The organism is Microbacterium sp. ZW3a (genome assembly GCF_057167165.1).
Genome location: NZ_CM169903.1, coordinates 130,975 through 152,744, shown reverse-complemented (window position 1 = coordinate 152,744; position 21,770 = coordinate 130,975). Strand labels below are relative to the sequence as shown.

Sequence of the window (21,770 nt, the reverse complement as noted above, 5' to 3'; positions counted from 1 at the left end):
GCTTCCGCGGCGGCGCCGTCCCGCGCTTCGGAGCTCGGAGCGGTTCGGCCCTCGAGGCGTACCTCACCGCCGCGCTTCGGGCCGTGTTCTCCGGAGCGCGGCACCGGCGCCGCCCGAGACGAGGCCAGCAGGAGGGCACCGCGTGAGGTTCGAGGTCAACGGGGCGGCCGTCGACGCCGTCCCCCGTCCGGGCCAGTGCGCCCGGACCCTTCTGCGCGAAACCGGCCATGTCGAGGTGAAGAAGGGATGCGACGCGGGTGACTGCGGCGCGTGCTCCGTGCTCATCGACGGGGAGCCGACGCACTCGTGCATCGTCCCGGCCGTCCGGTTGGAGGGCCGCGCGGTGACGACCGCCGCCGGCCTCGCCCCGGGCGACGAACTCCACCCCGTGCAGGAGGCCTTGGCATCCGGGTTCGGGTTCCAGTGCGGCTTCTGCACCCCCGGCATGAGCGTCACGGCCTCGACGCTGTGCGCGAGCGACCTCGACGACCTCGACCGGCGTATGAAGGGGAACCTGTGCCGCTGCACGGGGTACCGACCGATCCGCGAAGCGATCCGGGAGTCGGTGCTGGGTCCGGTGCGCGAGACCGGACCCGCGCCCGCGCCGAACGGCCACCCCGCGCCCGCCACCGCGCGGGACGGCAGCGTCCCGCCCGCCGGCCGCGTCGGCACCTCCGTCGTGCCCGAGGCGGCCCGGCGCATCGTGCAGGGCCGCGAGCCGTTCACGTTCGACGAGCCCGTGCCCGGCGGCCCGGCGCTCGTGCTGCGCGTCGTGACGTCACCCCACGCCCACGCGCGCATCACCTCGATCGACACCGCCGCCGCCCTGGCGGTTCCCGGCGTCGTCGCCGTCTTCACCCACGCCGACGTCCCCGACATCCTTTACTCCACCGGCCGCCACGAGCACCGCACCGACGACCCCGACGACACGCGCATGCTCGACGACGTCGTGCGGCACGTGGGCCAGCGGGTCGCCGCGGTCGTCGCCGAAACGGCGGAGGCGGCGGATGCCGGCTGCCGCGCGGTCCGCGTCGAGTACGACGTGCTGCCTGCCGTCTTCGATCCGGAGGAGGCGCGTCGACCCAGCGCTCCCCTGCTGCACCCCGACCGCACGCCCGAGGAGCGCGTGATGGCCGCCGGTCGCAACGTCGTCGCGGGCTTCCACACCGGCCACGGCGGCGACATCGACCAGGCGCTGGCCGCGAGCCACGTCACGGTCACGGGTGAGTGGCGCTCCTCCCGCGTCACTCACGCGGCCCTCGAGACGCACGGGTCGGTCGGCTGGCTCGACGACGACGGGCGCCTCGTCATCCGCTCGTCGACGCAGGTGCCGTTCCTCGCCCGCAACGAACTCGCGCACGTCTTCGGCCTCGAGCGCGATCAGATCCGCGTGTTCGCGAACCGCGTCGGTGGAGGCTTCGGCGGCAAGCAGGAGCTCTTCACCGAAGACCTCACGGCGCTGGCCGTGCTGAAACTCGGGCGCCCGGTGGCGTACGAGTTCTCGCGCACCGACCAGTTCGCGCGGGCGTCGCTGCGGCATCCGATGCGCGTGCGCACCACTCTGGGGGCGGATGCCGACGGCCACCTCACCGCGATGAAGCTCGACGTGCTCAGCGACACCGGGGCGTACGGCAACCACGCGATCGGCGTGCTGTTCCACTCGTGCGCCGAGTCGACGACGCTCTACCGCGTGCCGACGAAGTGGATCGACGCCGAAGCGGTGTACACGAACAACCCGCCGTCGGGCGCGTTCCGCGGGTACGGGTTGGGGCAGGTGGTGTTCGCGGTCGAGTCGGCAATGGATGCCCTGTCGGAAGAGCTGGGCATCGACCCGTTCGACCTGCGCCGCATCAACGCGGTCCAGGAGGGCGACCCGCTCCACCCCGACGACGACGAGAAGTACGAGGAAGACCTGATCTGGGGCAGCTACGGCCTCGACCAGTGTCTCGATCTCGCGCAGGACGCGCTGCGGCGCGGCAACGGCGTCGACGCCCCCGAGGGCTGGGCGGTCGGCGAGGGCATGGCGGCGGCGATGATCGCCACGATGGCCCCGCGCGGACACATCGCCCACACGACCGCGACCCTGCGCCCCGACGGCACGTACCTGCTGCGCGTGGGCACCGCGGAGTTCGGCAACGGCACCTCCACCGTGCACCGGCAGATCGCCGCGACCGTGCTCGAGGCCTCCCCCGAGCGCCTGGAACTCTGGGCCGCCGACACCGACGCCGTCCGCCACGACACCGGGGCCTTCGCCTCGGCGGGCACGACGGTCGCGGGCAAGGCGCTGCACGCCGCGTGCACGGTGCTCCGCCGGCGCATGATCGACATCGCCGTGGAGCTGACCGGAGGGAATGCCACGGACGCCGAGGTCGTGGCATCCGGGGTTCTGGCCGGAGACGAACTCGTGACGTGGGACCGGATCGTGGATGCCGCCCCCGAGGCGCTCCGCGACGAGCAGGGGCTCACGGCCGACGGCGCGGAGTTCGGCGACTTCCGGTCGCTCGCGTTCAACGTGCACGCCGTGCGGGTGGCCGTCGACCCCGAGACGGGGACGGTGAAGGTGCTGCAGTCGATCCAGACCGCCGACGCCGGCGTCGTGATCAACCCCGCGCAGTGCCGCGGGCAGATCGAAGGCGGCGCCGCGCAGGCTCTCGGCGGCGCGCTGTACGAAGAGGTGATGCTCGAGGACGGCGTGGTGCAGAACGCGGTGTTCCGCACGTATCGCGTGCCGCAGTTCGCCGACGTGCCCGACACCGAGGTGTACTTCGCCGAGACCGACGACTCCCTCGGCCCGTTCGGCGCGAAGTCGATGAGCGAGTCGCCGTACAACCCGGTGGGCGCGGCGATCGGCAACGCGGTGTCGCGCGCCCTCGGCCGCCGCGGCTACGAGCTGCCGTTCTCGCGCGACCGCGTGTGGAGGCTCGCCGGCGGGGAGTGACGGCGGGCGGGCGGGAGTCGGCCACGGCGGCGCGGCGGCGCGGCGCCGCGCGACCCGGCGGCCCGGCGCCGCGCGACCCGGCGGCCCGGCGCCCCGGCGCCCCCCTCGTCCCACTTATGGCGGCGTGTGTCCCGAATGGTGCTGCCCTGAGGAGTTCAGAACCGCACCAAGTGGGACATGCTTCGGGGGTCAGCACGGCGGCCGCTGTTGTCCGCTGTCCCACATAGGGCGGGCGCATGTCCCAAAGCTTGCTGGTCCGAGCGGCTGCAGGCAGCAACAAGTGGGACATACCTCGCGCGACTCACCGTTGAAGCGGCACGGCCGTCCCCGACACCTGGATGCCACCGGCCTCCGGCACATCCACCTCGAGGATGCTCGGCCGACCGATGTGCCGCCCCTGGTGCACGGTGACGCGGAACGGAGTCGGCATCCCGATACGGTCGCGCAGATAGGCGCCGATCGCGGCCGCCGCGGAACCCGTCGCCGGGTCTTCGGTGATGTCGCCGACGGGGAAGAGGTTGCGGACCTCGACGGCCATGCCGTCCTCGAGGTCACCACCGACGTGCATCACGATGACCGTGCCCTGCCACCCGCGCTCGTCCTTGAGCGCACGGAGCGCGGCGGGGTCGAAGCCGAACGCGTCGAACCGGTGGCGCTCCGCGATCGCGACCACGGGGTGCACATTGCCCGCGAAGGCCTGCGCCCAGGGCAGACGCATATCCAGATCGGTGGATGCCAGCCCGAGCAGGGCCAGCAGCCGCTCCGCGATCTCGGGCTCGAGGTCGCTCGTGCGGGGTTCGACGCTTGTGAAGCTGGCGTCGATCCGCCCGCCGTCGTCGGTCGTCGACACCTCGACCGAGCCCGAAGCGATGTCGAACACGAACTGTCCTGGCCCGGACTCCTCGGCCAGCGCCACCGCCGTCGCGATCGTCGCGTGGCCGCAGAACGGCACCTCCGCCTCCGGCGAGAAGTAGCGCACCCGCATCCGCCGCCCGTCGCGTGCCACGACGAACGCCGTCTCGGGGTGCCCCACCTCGGCAGCGATTCGCTGCATGTCGTGGTCGCTCAGGGTCGTGGCATCCAGGACCACTCCCGCAGGATTACCGCCGCCGGGTTCGGCGGCGAAGGCGAGCAGGTGCAGGATGCCAGGGGCCTCGGTCATGCGCCGATTCTTCCGCGCGCGCGACCGAGGGCTCTCGGGCCACTTCTCGATCCGTGGATCGATTCGACCGCACCTCGTGACGCCGACGTGCCCCCGGACCGAGTTCAGGCTCCCTCCCCGGGGGTGAAATTCTCCCTCGGTGGTTCTCACCCGATAACGCCGGGGCGTTGCGAGAGTGTTTCCGCTGCGCGCGGGTCTCGGGGAGCCACCGCGGATCCGACATCCACAAGACGTCGGGGCGGGAGTGTGCCGCGGGATCCGGAGGCGCGGCGCGGAGGCCGCCTCGCCGTCCCTTCCCCGAGCGAATGCACCGGGAATCGTTGTCGGAACGGTGCTCTCGAGCGCCCCCTCACCTCCGCGTTCATCCCCATGAGCACGTGTCATCCCCACGACACGTGCGTTCTCACCTCACCCGGAGGAGGTGGTACCTCCCTTGCCGCCCTCTCCTCCGCATTCAAAGCTGGCCCCGACGAACCCGAAAGGCCTTGCCCATGTTGCACAACTTCGAGCACAGCACGCCCGCACCGTCGGGTTCACCGCACCTCCTCGCGCAAGACGCACGGGAGAAGTCTCGGCGCTCCGTGATCATGACCGCGGCGTGGGCGGCCCCCGCGGTCATCCTCGCGTCGGCCACGCCCGCCGTGGCGGAGTCCGGCACCGCCGATCTCTCGTTCGAGAAGTCCATCTATTCGGGCACCGCGTGCTCCTCCCTTCCCGGTGTCGCGCTCATCGTCCGAGTGAACGGTGTACCCGCACCCGGGCGGTCCGTGACGGTCACCCTGCCGGGCACCTCCACCTTCCAGGACGGCTCGCAGTCGTTCTCCGGCGTCAGCGGCAACGACGGAAGGATCGGGCTGCCCCCTATCCTCCTCACGCCCGGAGGAGGGATCGGATCGATCACGGCGATCACGAGCGGCGGCGCGACCATCTCGGCGATGCTGTCGACGTTCACCATCGTCGGCACGAGTGCAGACTATTCACGGTTTCCGGCCCCGCCGCCCGGTATCAGCGTGGCATCGATCCTGGGGGATGAATTCCGCAGCCCGGAGACCTACACCTTCCTCGGCAGCGACGGCGACGTCTACCAGAGCAAGGACGGGGGCGCGTGGACAAAACTGTCCTCGGGTGGAGTCAGGATCCTCAAGGAAGCAGACAACTTTTACCTTCCCTTCTGGGCAACGTCGGACGAATTGTTCGCCTTCTCGGGAACGCTGACGAGCGTCTCCCTTCCACCGGGAATCGACATCACGGCCTTCGAGGTGCTCCGATCGGAGAATTTTCTGGGGAACGTCGCTGTGCTCGATCGCGGGGGTGACGTCTATCACCGCTCAGAGAGCGGGGACTGGTCCCGATCGCCGATCAGTAACGTCAGGTCGATCATCGGAGGCAGGGTGGGAACGGTGGTCTGCGTCGGCGACACCTTCCTCAAAGCCATCAACGCAAGCGGCGTCGTCTCGGACTATCCCGCCCTGCCCGCCGGCGTCGGAATCGGTCGCGTTGCCGCGGGCCCCGCCAACTCGAGGGACGTCCTGACCTACGTCAAGGGAACGAACTCACGCCTGTACTGCAGCACGGCACTCGGGGCGTGGTCTCAGGTCACCACCGAGCCCGTCGACTGCGTGCACGTGAGTTGGAACGGAATGGCCTATTACACGATCGGCTCGAACGTGTATTCGCGTACGGCGACAGGTTTCATCCGGCAGCTCGAAACGCTGCCCCAGGGCCTGACCGTCAGCGAAATGGGGTCGGGCACCAACGGCTCCACCACGCAGATCCATGCGAAAGCCAGCGACGGCTACCTCTACCGGGCGACCTTGCAGAGCGGTGCCTACTCGGCCTGGAGCGTCTCCTCTCCCTACGACGTCCGAATCTTCTTCGTCAGCCGGTACGGGAGGGCGTACTACGCACTCCAATCGGCATGCTGATCGACGTACGGTGACGCTCACGGGCCAGAGCGTCAGCCCCGCTCCGCCCCCAGGTGCAGCACCGCCTCGGCGAGGGCCCGGATCCCCGCCGCGACGTCAGCGCCCGAGACGGCCTCGTCGGGGTGGTGGCTGATGCCGTCGGGGTTGCGGAGGAACAGCATCCCCACCCCCGTGATCGCGCCGATCGCCATCGCGTCGTGACCGGCGCGGCTGAACAGGGTCGGGGCCTCACCACCGATCCCCGCCCGGACCACGTCCTGCAGCAACGGCTCGCAGAACACCGCGGGCGCGCTGTGCACCTCGCGCGCACGCCACCGCAGGCCGCGGCGCCCCATGATGGCATCCAGCTCACGCGAGATCGCGTCCCACGTGTGATCGCGGGTGTCGTCGAACTCGCCGCGTAGGTCGAGTGAGAAGTGCGCCTCACCGGGCACGACGTTGACCGCCCCCGGGAACGCCTCGAGCTGCCCCACCGTGCCGATGATGTGGTGCTCGCCGCGGCAGATCCGCTCCACGGCGAGCGCCGCCTCGCTCGCCCCGAGCAGGGCGTCGCGGCGCAGGTCGTACGGCGTACCGCCGGCGTGCCGGGCCTCCCCCTCGACGACGAGCTGGAACCGCCGCGCCGACGCGATCGACGACACCGCCGCGAGCGGCAGCTCCGCGCGATCCAGCTCGGGGCCCTGCTCGATGTGGGCCTCGAGGTACGCCACGAGCGACTCTGGTCGGCGCGCCGCCTCACCGACACGGCCCGGGTCGAGGCCGAACTCGCGGAACGCCTGTCGCAGCGTGTAGCCGTCGGCATCCGTCAGCTCCCACCACGACGGGTCCCACTGGCCGGCCACGGCCGACGAGCCCAGCAGCGCCTTGCCGAAGCGCGTGCCCTCCTCGTCGGAGAAGGCGATGACCTCCAGCGCGAACGGGAAGGGGCTGGATGCCACGCCCTCGTCGTCGATGCGGCGCACGAGCCGCACCACCTCGAGGGCCATCAGCACACCCACGATGCCGTCGAAGCGCCCGGCATCCGGAACCGTGTCGAGGTGCGAGCCCATCAAGAGGGCCGGGGCGTCGCGCGCTCCGGCGGGGGCGAGGCGGCCCACCTGGTTGCCCGCCGCGTCTTGTCGCGTGGTCATGCCGAGTTCGCGCATCCACTCGGCGGCGAGGCGGTTCACGCGGGCGTGCTCGGGCGACAGGTACACCCGCTCGATGGAGCCCGGGGTCGCCGTGACCCGCGCGAGCTCCTCGCACCGTCCCATCACGCGGCGCGCGGCCGCGGCAATGCGCTCGGGCGCGACCTGCAGGCGGGTCGCGGCGGTCATCAGTGCGTCCCGGATGCCGCGGCCCCGGCCGGCCCGGCGGTGGCGGCCCCGTACACGCCCTGCGCGGCCTCGACCCCGCCGCCCGCGGCCACCGTCGCCCCGTGGCGGCGCAGCACCGTCTCGAGCGCCGACAGGGTCGTGAGGACGGCGTCGGTGCGGGCGTTGTACCCCATCGTCCCGATGCGCCAGACGCGGCCGTGCAGCGGACCGAACGACGTGCCAATCTCGATCCCGAAGTCGGTCAGCAGCTCCGTGCGCACCGCGTCGCCCACGACCCCCTCGGGGATCTCGACCGCCACGACGTTCGTCATCTTGTGCGCGACGTCGCCGAAGACGGTGAGCCCGAGGCCCTGCACACCCGCGAGCATCGCGTCGCCGTGCAGCTGGTGCCGCGCGATCACGGCATCCCGGCCCTCGAGGAGCAACACGCGCGCGCACTCCCGCGCGCCGTAGAGCATCGTGGTCGCCTCGGTGTGGTGGTTCAGGCGGCGCGGACCCCAGTAGTCGAGGATCATCGCGAGGTCGAAGTAGTTGGAGCGGATGAAGTCGGATGCCGAGGCGTCCCCCTCCTCCCGGATCCCCGCCTCGACCCGGGCACGCGAGCGCACCACCTCGACGGCGCGGTCGGAGAGGCTGATCGGCGCCGAGCCCGAGGGGCCGCCGAGGCACTTCTGCAGGCCCGCGGTCGCGGCATCCAAGCCCCAGGCATCCATCTCGAAGGGGTTGCCGCCGAGGGAAGCCGTGGCGTCGGTGTAGAACAGGGCGCCGTGGGCGCGGCAGATCTCGCCGATCTCGTCGAGCGGCTGGAGCATCGTGGTCGAGGTGTCGCCCTGCACGCACGCGACGAGGTGGGGCTTCACGCGCTCGATCGCCTCGCGGATCGCCGACACCGGGAACACCTCGCCCCACGGAACCTCGATCGTGTGCACCTCGGCGAGCGCACGTTCGGCGATCTCTTTCAGCAGGTGTCCGAAGCGTCCGAAGATCGGGACCAGCACCCGCTGCCCCGGGCGCACGAGGGAGAGGATCGCCGCCTCGATGCCCGCGCGGCTCGTGCCGTCGATGAGCAGCGTCGCGTCGTTGTCGGTGCCCCAAACCTGCCGGTACAGCTCCTGCGTCTCGGTCATGGTGGCGGTCATGAACGGGTCGTACTGCCCGACGAGCGGGGCGCCCATCGCGCGCAGCACGCTGGGGTACGCCGAGATGGGGCCCGGGCCCATCAGCAGGCGGGCGGGCGGGTCGATCGGGCCGGGGAGGTGGGTCATCGGGACTCCGTAGGGCGGGGGTGGGGCGTGGGGTGGATGATGTGGGCGCGGCCGGTCGTTGCGCGCATGTGCGCGTGCCGAACTCCTGAAACTTCGTCTGCGAATGCCGCCGACACCGGCGCCGCGGCGAGATGGCGCCGGAATCTCAGGAGTTTCGCACGGGTCGCCGGGCCGCCGTCGAGACCGGAGGTGCGGGGCCGACCACCGACCGCCGCGCGGGCGGCAGCGGGCCGAACTCCTGAAAAACCGGCGGTGGATGCCACGCGAGTGCGGATAGACGGCATCCTGGGGCAGAAGGTCAGGAGTTTCGCACGGCCGGGCGACGGAGTGACGCGGGTCATCGACCGGCCCCCGCCCCGGCGACCAGGGCCGCGAGGCGGCGGGCGAGGCGGACGAGCGCGAGGTCGGTGCCGGCGGGCGAGACCAGGCACACGCCGACCGGCGCACCGGCGACGGTCAAGAGCGGCACCGAGACCGCGGGCAGCCCCGCCACGGCTGCGGGCGCGGTCATGCGCAGGGTCGCCGCGCGGACGGCATCCACGTCGGCCGTGCGCAGCGGAGCGGGGCCCGGAACGGTCGGGAACACCAGCACCCCGCCGTCGACGAGCTCGGCCAGCGCCGCCGCGGCCGGCTCCAGCTCGGCGCGGGCGGCGGTCTCCTGGGCGGCGGTGATCTGCGACGCGATGCGGAACCGCTCCGCGACCGCCGGGCCCACGGCCCCGGGATGTGCGCGCATCCACTCGCCGTTGTTGCGCCAGGCCTCGGCGCCCTGGACGGTGCGGAACGCCGTGAAGGTGGCATCCAGGTCACCCAGGTGCACGGCGCGGAACGGCGGCGGATCGTCGGATGCCGCGACCGCGGCCAGCATCCGCGAGAACGCCGCACGGGTGTCGGGCTCGACGCAGTCGAGGATCTCCTCGGGCACGAGGAACCGCCAGGGCAGGTCGTCGCCGGAGGCACCGTAGACGTTCTCGGTCGAGGCGGAGCCGTCGTAGCTGAGGCACCAGTCGGCAACGCGCTCGAGGGTCTCGCCGTCGCGGGCGAGCCAGCCGACGGTGTCGAAGGACTGCGCGAGCGGGAGCATCCCCTGCCGCGGCACGAGGTCGTGGGTGGTGCGGAGTCCCCACAGGCCCTGGTACGACGCGGGCACGCGGATGGAGCCGGCGGTGTCGGTGGCGAGGCCGATGTCGGCGTGCCCGGCGGCGACGGCCGAGGCCGGTCCGCTCGACGATCCGCCGGGGAGGGCTCCGACCACCGCGCCGTTCGGCGGGGTGCCGTAGTGCACGTTGTCACCGGCGATCGAGTACGCGAACTCGTCGGTGCGGGCGATGCCGCGCAGCGACGCTCCGGCGCGCAGGAGGTCGGCGACGGCGGGCGCAGTGGCTTTCTCGGGCCGGGCCTCTTCGAGGAACGTGGGGTTGCCCGCGCCGATGCGGAAGCCCGCGATGGCGAACAGATCCTTCACGGCGACGGTGAGTCCGGCGAGCGGCCCCTCCCACGCGCCCTGCTGGAACGGATCGCCGACGCTCCGCCAGATCGTGCGGTCGAGCGCCGGGGTGCGCGGGGTCACGTGGGCGGCGGTGATGAGCCACTCCCCGGCGATCCGCTCCCACACCTGCGTCTGCAGCCCCCGACCGCCGCCGCGGAACGCCGAGACCGAGACGAGCAGCGCGACGTCGTCGCCGAGCGGCCGGTAGTGCACGTCGGTGATGTCGCGCGGCGGAACGCCGCCGCGCAGCGCCCGGAACCCGCTGATCGCGTCGTGCCCGACTAGGAGCCCGCCGGTGTCGCCGCGCAGGGTGTTGTCGCCGGGGGCGAAGAACGCGTCGAGCGCATCGAGGTCGTTCGCAACGATCGCCCGCTCGTACGCCTCGAAAGCCTCGCGCAGGTCGGCCGGAAGGCCGGCGTCGGTCCGGGCCGCGCGTGGGAGGGCGGCATCGCTGTGAAGGCCGGCGTCGGGCCGGGCCGCGCGTGGGACGGCGGCATCGCCGTGAAGGCCGGCGTCGGTCCGGGCCGCGGCCTCGGGGCTCGTGGCATCCGTCACTGCTCTGCCCCCTCGGAGCGCCGCCGCCGATCGGGTGTCCAAGACACGCCGTTGGCCCACGGCGGCATACGGCGTGTCTTGGACACTCGGCCGTCGAGCTCGCGGGACGGGGACTCAGCGCGGGCCAGAGCGCGGGCGAGAGCGGGGGTCACGGGGTGTCTCCCTCGATGTCAGGGGCGGCGGATGCCAGGGGCAGCGGCTCCACGGCAGCAACCGCCGCGAAGTCCGCCTCGCGGATGCGGGCGTGCACCCCCGACACGATGTCGACGACCTGCGAGATGTCGAAGTCGGTCGCGGCGCTGAGGTAGGCGTAGGCGAGGTGCTCCTCCATGCCCCAGCGGCCACCGAGGAGCGAGAGCGAGGCGTGCACGCACGCGCGCATCGCGGCATCCAGGTCGGGGTCCATGCCGGTCGGGACGAGGTACTCGGGCGTGCGCACGAGCGGCCCGGTGATCTCTCCGAACGCCGCGCGGGCGGCATCCGCCGGGATCACCTCGAAGCGCAGCGTCGCCCGCAGCGACGCCTCGAGCGCGGTGAGCGCGACCTCGCCGTCGCCCTGCGCGAAGTGCGGGTCGCCGACGTAGGCGAGCGCCCCCTCGACCTGCACCGGCAGGAACAGCGTCGTGCCCTCGACGAGGAGGTTGATGTCGATGTTGCCGCCGTGGGTTCCCGGCGGCACCGAGTGCGGACGCTCATCGCCCGCGACGGCCACCCCCATCGTGCCGAGGAACGGCGCGAGCGGAAACGCGACCACCGGCTCGCCGCCCTCCGCGATCGGCAGCTCGCCGTGCAGCACGCCCGCGCGCGATGACACCGCGGCGAACACGCTGACGTTGTGCTCACCCCGGGGCAGCTCGCCGACGAGCGCGCCCTTGCCGTGGCGGTTCGAGATGACGCCGTACGGCACGCGCGGGGCGAGCGTCTCGACGGTGATCTTCAGCAGATCGCCCGCATGCGCGCCGCGCACATGCACCGGACCGACGACCACGTGCGGCCCGTCGGCGAAGGAGTCGCGAACGACGGATGCCGCGATCTCGATCGCGTCGTCGAGCACCTGCTCCTCGGGCACACCGTGCGCCGCGAAGTACGCCGCCGGGTCTTTGCCCTGATCGTCGAGGATGCCCTCGTGGCTCACGGTGTCGAACGTGACGCTCTCGCCCGAGGCGATCTCGAGCACGGCCGTATCGGTCGCGCAGGGGAGGCGCCCCCACAGCACGGTGTCGGGTGTCGCGGGCACGTAGTGGTCGCCCGGAATCGGGCCGACGCCGGGCTGCAGGATCGGGATGGCGCTCACGCCTCCACCACCGCCGGGGTCCGCACGAGTTCGCGCCCCTCACGGTGGGTCACCGGCGCTCCGCGCTGGAACGCCGGCTCCCCGCGCAGCCACGTCTCGCGCACGACGCCGGTGAGCGTCTGCCCGTGCCACGGCGAGACCGGATTGCGGTATTCGAGGGCGGCGGCATCCACGACGATCTGTTCCTCGGGAGCGAAGGCCACGAGGTGCGCGGGAGCGCCGGGAGTGATGACACCGAGGCCCTCGAGCCCCGCGATGCGTGCCGGGCCCGTGGTGAACAGGGGCAGGAGGGTCTCGAGAGGGATGCCACGCCCCACCGCCGCGGTGTGCACCGACGACAGTCCGGTCTGCAGGCCCGCGATCCCGCCCCACGCGAGGCCGAAGTCAGGGTTGCCCTTGAGCTCGACGGTGGCCGGCGAGTGGTCGCTCACGATCGCGTCGATGGTGCCGTCGAGGATCCCCGCCCACAGCAGGTCGCGGTTGGCGGCCCCGCGGATCGGCGGGCAGCACTTGAACGCGCCGGCGCCGTCGGGCACCTCGGCGGCGTCGAGCGTGAGGTAGTGGGGGCAGGTCTCGACGGTGAGGCGCACGCCCTCGGCCTTGGCCGCGCGCACGTCGTCGAGCGCCTCGCCGTCGGACACGTGCACGATGTGGGCGCGGGCGCCCGTCCGCCGCGCGGCCTCGATCACCCGGCGAATCGCGGCGCGCTCGCTCTGCGGCGGACGTGTCGCCTCGAAGTCGACATAGCGCGGGCCGAGCGGCCCGTCGCCGTGCAGGTGTGCGGGGTCTTCGGCGTGCACGATGAGCAGGCCGTCGAAGGCGGCGAGCTCGGCGAGGCAGCGCTCCAACTGGTCGGCGTCGAGGTAGCCGAACTCATCGATCCCGCTCGGCGAGAGGAAGCACTTCACCCCCACGACTCCCGCGGCGAACAGGGCGCTGAGCGACCCGAGGTTCTCGGGCACGGCTCCTCCCCAGTAGGCCACGTCGACCGCGAGCTTTCCCGCGGCGGCGGCGCGCTTGGCATCCAGGGCTTCGGGGGTGGTCGTCACCGGGGAACTATTGAGGGGCATGTCGACGACGGTCGTCACTCCCCCGGCGGCCGCGGCGGCGGTGCCGGTGGCAAAGCCCTCCCACTCGGTGCGGCCGGGCTCGTCGAGGTGCACGTGCGAATCGACGAGGCCCGGGAGCAGCACCGAGTCGCCCGGCAGCACCGTGTCGGCCATCGGGTCGAACACCGTGACCGCCGAGATCACGCCGTCGTCGACGACGACCGTGGCGGGGGCGAAACGGCCGTCGATGAAGGTGCGACGCGCGGCGATCCTCGTGCTCATGCCGCTCACGCTAAGCGCCCCGCGTTTCGCCGATGTAACCGTCATCAACATTTGTGCGAACACCTGGGTCGTGCGCGCGATATCCGCCCCCGTGCCCTCGCCACCGCGGACGCGTGCGCGTGCGCCGGGTCGCGTACCGCCCGCATACGCGTCGCGCCGGCCGACCGCGCAGGCACAACGAAACGAGGAGCCCCCGCCGCCCGCGGGCGACGGGGGCTCCTCGCGTGCTCTACTTCGCGACGAGCGTGAGGGTCAGCGTCGAGTGGTAGACGCCGACCGGCGCGTTGCGGGGGGCGGTGAAGTCCAGCATCGCGTCGAAGAGCGCACCGCCGACTCCGGTGGAGACGCCCGGCGAACCGGAGGCGAAGCTCGCCCCGCTTGCGCCCACCGTGATGCCGGCCGCCGGAACGTATCCGGTGAGCGGCATCGGGTGGATCCCCAGAACGCTCGCCGGAACCGTGTCGGCGCCGCTCCGGAACGGGGAGGCGACGGCGGTTAGGGTCCAGCCGGTCAACGTCGAGCGATCGTCCACGACAGCGACCTTCCCCAGGTTCGCCGTCGCGGTGCGACCGCGCTCCACCGCGCCGAAGTCCACGGAAGACTTCTCGGCGTCGAGCGACCAGAGGTCACTGGCGGTCACCGTGGTGTGCAGTTCTGCCGTGGCATCCCGCTCCGCCGGGTAGGCCGCGATCACGAACGTGCCCCAGGCGACGACGGTCGGATCATTCGGCAGGGTCAGAGCCAGGGTGTGCTCACCCCGGCTGAGGGAGCCCACGGAAACGATCGCATCGCCCGCCGCGTCGGTCGTCACGTGACCCAGATCGGTCGGAGAGGACCACGCCCACGCCTGCAGCACCTGCTGCTGGTGACCGCTCCCCGCGCTGATCTTCACGGTGGTCTCCCCGAAGGCGGGGTCGGCGATCGCGACACGGCCGCTGTCGGAGCCGGCCGGTTCCGACGGAGTCGGGTCGACAACGACGAGGGTCGCCGCCGCGGAGACCACGTCCGGACCCACGCCGTTCGAGACGACGGCGCGATAGCGGGTGCCGGTCATCGACACCGACGCGTCGGGGACGGCGAGCGTCGACGAGGTGGCGCCGGCCACGTCCGCCCACGTCGAGCCATCCGTCGACGACTCCCACCGGATGGTGGGGGCGGGCGAACCCGCGGCGGTCACCGAGAAGGTCGCGGTCGTTCCGACCAGCGCGTTCTGATCAGCGGGATCGGTCACGGTGGGCGCGGCGGCGGTCAACGTCACGCTGGCCTCCAGCGCCTTCCCCTCTCGGCTGCCGACCGACTGGACGAAGCTCAGCGAGTGCACACCCACGCCCGAGACGGGGGTGTCGAGAGCGACGTGCCACTTTCCGCTGTCGTCGACAACGGTCTGCCCGATCGTGCGGCCCTGCTCCACGACGCGCACGGTCGCGTCGGCGAACCCGGTGCCGTCGAACGACGAGAGCGAGAGGTCCGTCGGACGCACCTGGGAAAGGTCGGTGGTCAGGGCGAAACCCGACCCGCCGGCGTCGATGTTCGGCCGCTGGGAGAGGAACTGCTCCGGAGTGAGCGCGTGGTCGACGATCCGCGTCTCGCCGACGCAGCCGTACCAGCCGTGCTCGGGCTCGCTGTTCCACGTGGAGGTACCGATGATCCAGGGCATGAAGTCCGCGGCCATCATCCCGCCCGCCTGCGAAGCGTTGCGCAGAACCGGCACGCCGTCGACGTACATGATCACGGTGCCCGTGCCCGGGTCGTTGACGATCGCGACATGGTGCCACGATCCGGGCATGATCTCCCCCGACCACAGGGTGTAGGAGTTCTTCGAGGTCGTGTCCGCCGCCGAGAACTGGTACTCGCGGAGGTTGGAGATACCCAGCCACGCGGCGCCGGCTCCGGGGTCGGAGGAGTCGTTGATCCCCATCCACTCCCGAGTACCGCCCCGGGTGATCGCGGCCCCCCAGCGGTTCGCGGCTTCGCTCCAGTTGCTGTCCATCTGCAGGAACGTCTCCAGGGTGTAACCGGTGGACGCGTCCAGGTGCGCGAACGTCGCCGGCGCACCGTATTCGGTCGTGATGTAGGAGAGGTTGTCCGGGCCGCTCGCGTTGCGGTGCACGTCGGTGAAGCACACCGCTCCCTTGTCCGCCGCGTAGACGGGAACGTTGGAGTGGGTGATCGAGACGTCGTCGGCGGTGTCGTCCGCGTCGGTGTCCTCGATCGGGTTCCGGTACATCGGGCTCGCGCCGGCCACATCGGGGATCTCCGTCGTGTCGGACAGATCACCCTCCGCGACGTCGCCGAATCGCCAGTGCGCGACGGTGCCGTCCACGCGGACGTAGTCGGACTCGTTCCCGGCCGGGACGAGTGGCTTGTCCCCGCCCTCGCCGGTCCATCCGGCGGACACGATCTCCTTGGCCAACGCCGAGAGGTCGCCGTTGTCTGCCTGGTCTGCGCTGGGAGCGCCCCATCCGAACCGCGCACCGAAGTCCAGCGGAAGGCTGAACTCCTTCCCCGGGCCGCTCAGCACCGGAGTGTCGGTGGAGCTGAGGGCGTTCGCGTGCTTCTTCGTCACCCAGGGGGAGACGGTGTTGACGTCGATGCGGTTGTTCGTCATGTCGAACTCGACCAACGTCATGATGCCGTTGCCGCCGTCCGCCGCCATCTGGTAGTCGCTGAGCACCTCGTAGACCGGGTGACCGAAGTCATTGATCAGTGTCCGCTGCGTCGCGCCGTGGAAGTGGCCGTTGAGGGTCACCACGATCTGATCGTTCTTGCGGATCAGCCTCTCCCAGAGCAGATCCCCGAACCACCAGCTGGTCGGCGAGACCTGGTCCTGATCGATGCCGATGATCGCGTGGGAGGAGAGGATCACGGGAACGCCGGGGTGCGCGTCCAGGATGCCCTGAGCCCAGGCGAACGTGTCGTCGGACGCGTTCCACCCCAGGGACATCACGACCCACTCGTGTCCCTCCGCCTGGAACATGTACGCCGAGGAGTACCCGTTCTGGAACGTCCCCAGGAGGGTGCCGCCGGCCTGCCGCGCCAGAGTCGTCGCGCCGAAGTTCGCGAGGTAGTTCGCCGCGTTCGACTCCGACGAACGCGCGCCTTGATCGTTCACGTCGTGGTTGCCGGGAAGGATCGAGTACGGCACGCCGCCGTCCTCGAGGGTCCTCATCGCCTTCGCCGCCGCGGTCCACTGGTCGCCCACCCACTGTTGGTCCACGACGTCGCCCAGGTGCATCGCGAAGGGGATGTTCAGATCACTCTTGTGGTCGGCGACCCACTGCGTCTGCACCTCGAAGGGGTTCGTCCCGTACTTCGGGTAGAACTGCGAGGCGCTGTACCGGGAGTAGAACTGCGTGTCGGGAAGCACCGGCAGAAGGAAGCTCGACCGGGTGGTGGTGTCGGTGGCCGCGGTCGACGAGACATCCGTCGAGGTCGAGGCGTCGTCGGTCGCGGCGACCGCGCCGGAGGCGTTGCCGAGAGCGAGGGCGGACAGGGCGAGCGCGATCACAGCGGCGACCGCGGAGCGTGTGCGCGAAGCGCGACGGGGATGGGGGAACATCTCTCTTCTCATCAGGTGCACGAGGGGCGGGGATTCAGGATGCGGGGGTCCGAGGCCCGTAGACCTCGATCTCCGACAGCGTCATCCAGGTGCTGGAGGACTTGTTGCCGATGATCACGCGGACGCCCGTGGCGAGCACGGGGGTGAAGGAGGCCTCGAGCGAGAGGTCGGCCGCCTGATTGACGTAGGGCCAGCCAGCGGCGGTCGGTAGGTTCTTCCACCCCCCGAGCACGGTGCGGTACTGGGCGGTGACGGTGCCGACGTTCTGCTTGCCGCCGATGTCGTACACGTTGATGCCGGTGATCTGGCGCGGCTGATCGAAGGAGAACCAGACGCGGTTGGGGTTGACGCGGTTGGTCGCTCCCCCGCTGCGCCAGTCCGCGAACCCGCTGACGTTCCGGTTGCCGTCCGTGAGGGCGAACGCCGTGCTGTCCTTGAACGTGAAGTCAGGGTGCACCCCGCTCTGCCGCAGCACGTTCACGCGCTCCGCTGCCAGGACGGTGACGACCAGGCGTGCCGCGAAGCCGGTTTCCGGGGCGGCCGAGAGCGTGACGGTTCCGGGCTGGGCGACCGCGGCATCCGTGAGGCTCGACCAGTCCCACGACACCGAGGAGGTCACGGTCGCACCCGTGCCGGGAACCTTGCGCACCACCGTTCGCGGGGCGAGCATCCGCAGCTCTTTCAGGTTCACCCCCGCGTACGACGTCATCGACGACTCGTCCGCGTCTCCCGGCGAGCCGATCGAGAAGTGCGCCGACACGGGGACGTCCTCACCGAAGAAGCCCGAAGCGGTTCCGGTCACATCGAGCTCGCCGCCGGTGTTCCACACGGAGGGGTCGGGCATCTGCCAGGTGATGGACGTGAGCGGGAAGGAACCGCCCCAGCTATAGCGGCCCACGAGATTCGTGGGCATCGGCGGGACCGCTCCGGTGGGAACGATGGCCGTCGGGACCGCGACGGTGGCCTCCAGCGTTCGCATGCGCCACTTCTGGACCGCCGCGCCGGCGTTGAGGGTGTACGTCTGGATCTCGGATCCGTCAGCCGTCTTCCAGTTGTACAGGTCGAGCGCCGCGGGCTGCGCCGACGGATCCGACTGCACGTTGACGAGGTTCACGGTGCCGTCGCCCGCGTCGCGCGCCTCCCACTGGGCGTAGGGGTCGGTCGCGGAAGCGGCGAGGTCGGCGAGCTGCAGGTACCGGAAGGTCGACTGGTCGTTGCGGGAGCGGGTGAGGACCCGGTCCTGCTGATCCGCGATGACGTAGGTGTTGTTCGCCCCGCTCACGGGGTAGAAGCGCAGGGCCTGGCCCTTCAAGGATGCCGCGTTGCCCGTCTTCATCGTCTCGATCGCGGCCGCGGCCCGATCCGTTGCACCGGGCGCCGAAGACACCTGTGCGTTCGGGTCGTCGATCTGCGCGACCTTGCCCGGAGCGTGAACGCTCTCGAGAAGAATCAGGGTCGGGGCGCCGACGCCATCGGGCACCGCCGTGGACGAGGAGACCGCGGCGTTTCCGACCCATCCGGCGTAGGCCGGCGAGACGATCGCGAGCCCGACGACCGAGACGGCGACGACGGCGAGAAGTCGAAGCGACCGCCGGGGAGACAAGGGGAACATGGAAGGAGGAGGTCCTCTCTTACGCAGGACACGCCCCTGCACGGGAGCGTCGACCCGTTCGGGCGGGCCGCGGAGAAGTTATCCAGCCGATCTGCCCTGCAGCCCTCGCGTGCGGTTTCAAAAGATGAACGCCACGTTCTCGCCGGGTGACCGCGCTCGGGTCTTGAGGAGCGGGTCCCCTCCAGACGCCGAATGTTCCCCACAGCAACATCGCCGACACATCCCGCCACAGCCCCGTAACGCAGCGCCCCTAGCGTGGGCGGCATGCACCTCAGCGCCTTCAACGCGGCCTCGCCCGCCGAGGCCGCGGCCACCGCCCGCGTGTGGGCCGACATCCCCGGGTGGGTCGACGCCGTCGTGGACGCGCGCCCCTACGCCGATGTCGACGCCCTCGCCGCCTACGCCTCCGCCCTCGCCTCCGCCTGGTCGCCGGAAGACCTCGCCCAGGCCCTGCACGCCCACCCCCGCATCGGCGCGACGGTGTCGGGCGAGAACGCCGAGGCCGCGGCATCCCGTCGCGAACAGGCCGCGATGACGACCGCCGCCGACGACGACGTCGCCGCGATCGCCGCGGGTAACGCCGCGTACGAGGAGCGTTTCGGGCGTGTGTTCCTCATCCGCGCGGCCGGGCGCACCCCGGGCGAGATGCGCGCCGAGCTCGAACGGCGTCTCGGCAACACCCCCGACGCCGAGACGATCGAGGCCACGCGCCAGCTCGCCGAGATCGCCCTCCTGCGCCTGCGCGGCACGATCACCGACGAGCCGGAGGGCACGGAATGACCCACCTCACCACCCACGTCTTGGATGCCACGACGGGCACGCCCGCGGCCGGCATCACGCTGGAGCTGGTCGGTCCTGACGGCGCGGTCGTCGCCGCGGCCGAGACCGACGCCGACGGACGCGCGGCCCTCGGACCCGACCGTCTCGACGACGGCGACCACGCGCTGACGTTCGGCACCGGCGCGTACTTCCGCGCGCGAGGGGTGCCGTCCTTCCACCCGCGCGTGACGGTGGCCTTCACCGTGGCCGGCGACGCGCACCTGCACGTGCCGCTGCTGCTGAGCCCGTTCGCCTACTCGACCTACCGCGGCAGCTGAGGAGGAGCCATGAAGGTCATCGTCATCGGAGCCGGCGTCGGCGGCACCTCCGCCGCCCTGGCGCTGCAGAAGCTCGGACACGAGGTCGTCGTCTACGACCGCATGCGCGAAAACCGCCCGGTCGGGGCGGCCCTGTCGCTGTGGTCGAACGGCGTGAAAGTCCTCAACTGGCTCGGACTCGGCCCCCAGGTCGCGGCCCTCGGCGGCCAGATGGACGACATGGCCTACTACGACGGCCACACCGGGGAAGAGATGTGCCGGTTCAGCCTGGCATCCGTCACCACGCAAACCGGGCAGCGGCCGTACCCCGTCGCACGCGCCGACCTGCAGGCGCTGATGATGGATGCCGTCGGCCTCGACCGCATCCACCTCGGCCGGCAACTGGTCGGGGTCTCCGACGACGGCACCACCGTGACCGCGACGTTCGCCGACGGCACGACCGACACCGCCGACCTGCTGATCGGAGCCGATGGGGCGCGCTCGCTCGTGCGGGACTACGTCACCGAGCCCACCGGCATCCGTCCGGAACGGCGGTACTCCGGATACGTGAACTACAACGGCCTGGTCGATGCCGACCCGCGGATCGGGCCGCCCGAGCAGTGGACGACCTACGTCGGCGACGGCAAGCGCTGCGCCGTCATGCCCGTCGCGGGCGACCGGTTCTACTTCTTCGTCGACGTGCCGGGCCCCTCGGGAGTGCTCGAAGACCCCATGGCCGCGCTCGAGACGGCGTTCGGGTCGTGGGGCGCCCCGGGCGTGCGTGCGCTTCTGGATGCCATCGACCCCGACGCCTCACTCAACCGCGTGGAGATCTGGGACATCGACCCGTTCGACACGTGGGTGCGGGGACGTGTGGCGATCCTCGGCGATGCCGCGCACAACACCGCCCCCGACATCGGGCAGGGTGCGTGCTCGGCGCTCGAAGACAGCTTCGCGCTCGGCATCGTGTTCGCCACGACCACCCTCGGCGTCGAGGACTCGCTCACGCGGTACGAACGCATCCGCACCGAGCGGGCCGGCGACCTGGTCTTGCGCGCCCGCAAGCGCGCGCACGAGACGCACGCCTTCGACGTTGAGGCCACCCAGGCCTGGTACGACGGCCTCCGGCGGGAGGACGGCACCGGGGTGATCCGCGGCATCGTCGGCAACATCGAGGGGAGTCCGGTGGAGCTCGGCGCGTCGGTCCTGCGCTGAGGCGCCGGTTCCCCGTTCGCCGCTGTCACGACGGCCGGGCCAAACTCCGGAGAAACCCGCGGCCGGCGTGGGGCCGAGAAGCCTCGGGATCTCCGGCCGGGCCAAACTCCGGAAGAACCCGCCGCCCACGGCCAGAACGCCGGTCACACCGGCCACAGGATGCCGAAACTCAGGAGTTCGGCGCGGCTCGGCGCGGCGCTCCACCCCGCTGCTGCAACGGGAGCGCGGCAGCAGCCGCCCCGGGCAGAATGTGCCGGGCGGCCGGCGGGGCGCTGAGGAACCCCGAGGTTTCCGGGCCGGCCAAACTCCGGAAGAACCCGCCGCCCACGGCCAGAACGCCGGTCACACCGGCCACGGGATGCCGAAACTCCGGAGTTCGGCACAGTGCGGCGCGGTACGCCACCCCGCGGCCGCGGCGTCAGCGCACCCGCCGGACGCGCGTCAGGCGTGGAAGACCGAGTGCACGTCGCCGCCGAGCACCTCGCGACCTCCGAGCACGTCGATCTCGAGCAGCACCGCGGTACCGGTGACCTCGCCGCCGAGGCGGGCGACCAGCGCGCGGCCGGCCTCGAGCGTGCCGCCGGTAGCGAGCACGTCGTCGAGCAGCAGCACGCGGGTCCCGTGGGGGATGTCGTCGTGCATCTCGATCTCGGCCGTGCCGTACTCGAGGGCGTACGAGACGGATGCCGCGGGGCGCGGCAGCTTGCCGGCCTTGCGGATGGGCACGAGCCCCACGCCGGCCGCGATGGCCGCCGCCCCAGCGAGGAGGAATCCGCGGGCCTCGATGCCCGCGACGACGTCGAACCGGCCGGCGAAGGGCTCGAGCAGCGCGTCGATCGTGGCGCGCAGGGCGTCGGCATCCGCCAACAACGGCGTGATGTCGCGGAACGTCACCCCGACCTCGGGGTAGTCGGGGATGCTGCCGATGAGCGATTCGGCGCGGGCGAGGGCGGGGGCGTCGGGCACCGCCCCAGCCTAATCGGGGCGCGGTGCGCCGCGTGGGGTCGCGGTGTGCCGCGGTGTGCTGCGGTGG

At 71.5% G+C, this 21,770-nt stretch carries 14 protein-coding genes; 5 read left to right on the top strand and 9 right to left on the bottom strand.

Going from position 1 to position 21,770, the window contains the following annotated elements; all coding sequences use genetic code 11:
* The first annotated feature begins 142 nt into the window (after positions 1–142).
* On the top strand, positions 143–2,938 hold the full coding sequence (locus tag ACU6WY_RS00725; protein ID WP_483820575.1) for a molybdopterin-dependent oxidoreductase: 2,796 nt from the start codon (positions 143–145) through the stop codon (positions 2,936–2,938).
* Between the two features lie 301 nt (positions 2,939–3,239).
* Here ACU6WY_RS00725 and ACU6WY_RS00720 read toward each other — a convergent pair whose 3' ends face one another.
* Entirely contained in the window at positions 3,240–4,100 is an 861-nt protein-coding gene (locus tag ACU6WY_RS00720) for a PhzF family phenazine biosynthesis protein (RefSeq protein WP_483820574.1), read from the bottom strand.
* Positions 4,101–4,741: 641 nt separating this feature from the next.
* Here ACU6WY_RS00720 and ACU6WY_RS00715 point away from each other — a divergent pair.
* Complete coding sequence (locus tag ACU6WY_RS00715) at positions 4,742–6,025, top strand: hypothetical protein (RefSeq protein ID WP_483820573.1); 1,284 nt, start codon at positions 4,742–4,744, stop codon at positions 6,023–6,025.
* Between the two features lie 32 nt (positions 6,026–6,057).
* Here the strand turns inward: ACU6WY_RS00715 and ACU6WY_RS00710 are convergent, their stop codons facing one another.
* The 7 genes from ACU6WY_RS00710 to ACU6WY_RS00680 form a co-directional block, all read right to left on the bottom strand.
* On the bottom strand, positions 6,058–7,341 hold the full coding sequence (locus ACU6WY_RS00710) for an allantoate amidohydrolase (protein WP_483820572.1): 1,284 nt from the start codon (positions 7,339–7,341) through the stop codon (positions 6,058–6,060).
* Positions 7,341–8,606, bottom strand: a complete 1,266-nt coding sequence (locus ACU6WY_RS00705; RefSeq protein ID WP_483820571.1) for a pyridoxal-phosphate-dependent aminotransferase family protein — start codon at positions 8,604–8,606, stop codon at positions 7,341–7,343. Before ACU6WY_RS00705 ends, ACU6WY_RS00710 begins: the two co-directional genes overlap by 1 nt.
* Before the next feature lie 337 nt (positions 8,607–8,943).
* Positions 8,944–10,650 carry an AtzH-like domain-containing protein gene (locus ACU6WY_RS00700; RefSeq protein WP_483820570.1) on the bottom strand — a complete coding sequence of 569 codons (1,707 nt, stop codon included), beginning with the start codon at positions 10,648–10,650 and terminating at the stop codon, positions 8,944–8,946.
* Positions 10,651–10,798: 148 nt separating this feature from the next.
* Positions 10,799–11,944 (bottom strand): acetamidase/formamidase family protein, encoded by a 1,146-nt coding sequence (locus ACU6WY_RS00695; protein ID WP_483820569.1) that lies wholly within the window; start codon positions 11,942–11,944, stop codon positions 10,799–10,801.
* Positions 11,941–13,275: an allantoinase AllB gene (gene allB / locus ACU6WY_RS00690; protein WP_483820568.1), complete on the bottom strand. Its 1,335-nt coding sequence runs from the start codon at positions 13,273–13,275 to the stop codon at positions 11,941–11,943. Before allB ends, ACU6WY_RS00695 begins: the two co-directional genes overlap by 4 nt.
* Positions 13,276–13,504: 229 nt before the next feature.
* A complete protein-coding gene (locus ACU6WY_RS00685) occupies positions 13,505–16,834 on the bottom strand; it encodes a LamG-like jellyroll fold domain-containing protein (protein WP_483820567.1) in 3,330 nt (1,109 codons plus the stop codon).
* A 34-nt stretch (positions 16,835–16,868) separates the two neighbouring features.
* On the bottom strand, positions 16,869–18,446 hold the full coding sequence (locus ACU6WY_RS00680) for a hypothetical protein (RefSeq protein WP_483820566.1): 1,578 nt from the start codon (positions 18,444–18,446) through the stop codon (positions 16,869–16,871).
* Between the two features lie 264 nt (positions 18,447–18,710).
* On the opposite strand from ACU6WY_RS00680, the gene uraD reads away from it, so the two are divergent.
* Genes uraD through hpxO form a run of 3 tightly spaced genes read left to right on the top strand, consistent with a single transcriptional unit; the run spans position 18,711 to position 20,737 of the window.
* Positions 18,711–19,226 carry a 2-oxo-4-hydroxy-4-carboxy-5-ureidoimidazoline decarboxylase gene (uraD, locus tag ACU6WY_RS00675; protein ID WP_483820565.1) on the top strand — a complete coding sequence of 172 codons (516 nt, stop codon included), beginning with the start codon at positions 18,711–18,713 and terminating at the stop codon, positions 19,224–19,226.
* Complete coding sequence (gene uraH, locus ACU6WY_RS00670) at positions 19,223–19,543, top strand: hydroxyisourate hydrolase (RefSeq protein WP_483820564.1); 321 nt, start codon at positions 19,223–19,225, stop codon at positions 19,541–19,543. The genes uraD and uraH overlap by 4 nt, the downstream gene beginning before the upstream one ends.
* A gap of 9 nt (positions 19,544–19,552) precedes the next feature.
* Positions 19,553–20,737 carry an FAD-dependent urate hydroxylase HpxO gene (gene hpxO / locus ACU6WY_RS00665; RefSeq protein ID WP_483820563.1) on the top strand — a complete coding sequence of 395 codons (1,185 nt, stop codon included), beginning with the start codon at positions 19,553–19,555 and terminating at the stop codon, positions 20,735–20,737.
* Between the two features lie 441 nt (positions 20,738–21,178).
* On the opposite strand, the gene ACU6WY_RS00660 is transcribed toward hpxO, so the two are convergent.
* On the bottom strand, positions 21,179–21,703 hold the full coding sequence (locus ACU6WY_RS00660; protein ID WP_483820562.1) for an adenine phosphoribosyltransferase: 525 nt from the start codon (positions 21,701–21,703) through the stop codon (positions 21,179–21,181).
* Positions 21,704–21,770: the final 67 nt, after the last annotated feature.

What these genes read in the sequence shown, in the direction of transcription:
- ACU6WY_RS00685 (WP_483820567.1), bottom strand. Translation starts at nt 16,834, where the DNA reads ATGTTCCCCCATCCCCGTCGCGCTTCGCGCACACGCTCCGCGGTCGCC.
- uraH (WP_483820564.1), top strand. Translation starts at nt 19,223, where the DNA reads ATGACCCACCTCACCACCCACGTCTTGGATGCCACGACGGGCACGCCC.
- ACU6WY_RS00720 (WP_483820574.1), bottom strand. Translation starts at nt 4,100, where the DNA reads ATGACCGAGGCCCCTGGCATCCTGCACCTGCTCGCCTTCGCCGCCGAA.
- hpxO (WP_483820563.1), top strand. Translation starts at nt 19,553, where the DNA reads ATGAAGGTCATCGTCATCGGAGCCGGCGTCGGCGGCACCTCCGCCGCC.
- allB (WP_483820568.1), bottom strand. Translation starts at nt 13,275, where the DNA reads ATGAGCACGAGGATCGCCGCGCGTCGCACCTTCATCGACGGCCGTTTC.
- ACU6WY_RS00680 (WP_483820566.1), bottom strand. Translation starts at nt 18,446, where the DNA reads ATGTTCCCCTTGTCTCCCCGGCGGTCGCTTCGACTTCTCGCCGTCGTC.
- ACU6WY_RS00705 (WP_483820571.1), bottom strand. Translation starts at nt 8,606, where the DNA reads ATGACCCACCTCCCCGGCCCGATCGACCCGCCCGCCCGCCTGCTGATG.
- ACU6WY_RS00710 (WP_483820572.1), bottom strand. Translation starts at nt 7,341, where the DNA reads ATGACCGCCGCGACCCGCCTGCAGGTCGCGCCCGAGCGCATTGCCGCG.
- uraD (WP_483820565.1), top strand. Translation starts at nt 18,711, where the DNA reads ATGCACCTCAGCGCCTTCAACGCGGCCTCGCCCGCCGAGGCCGCGGCC.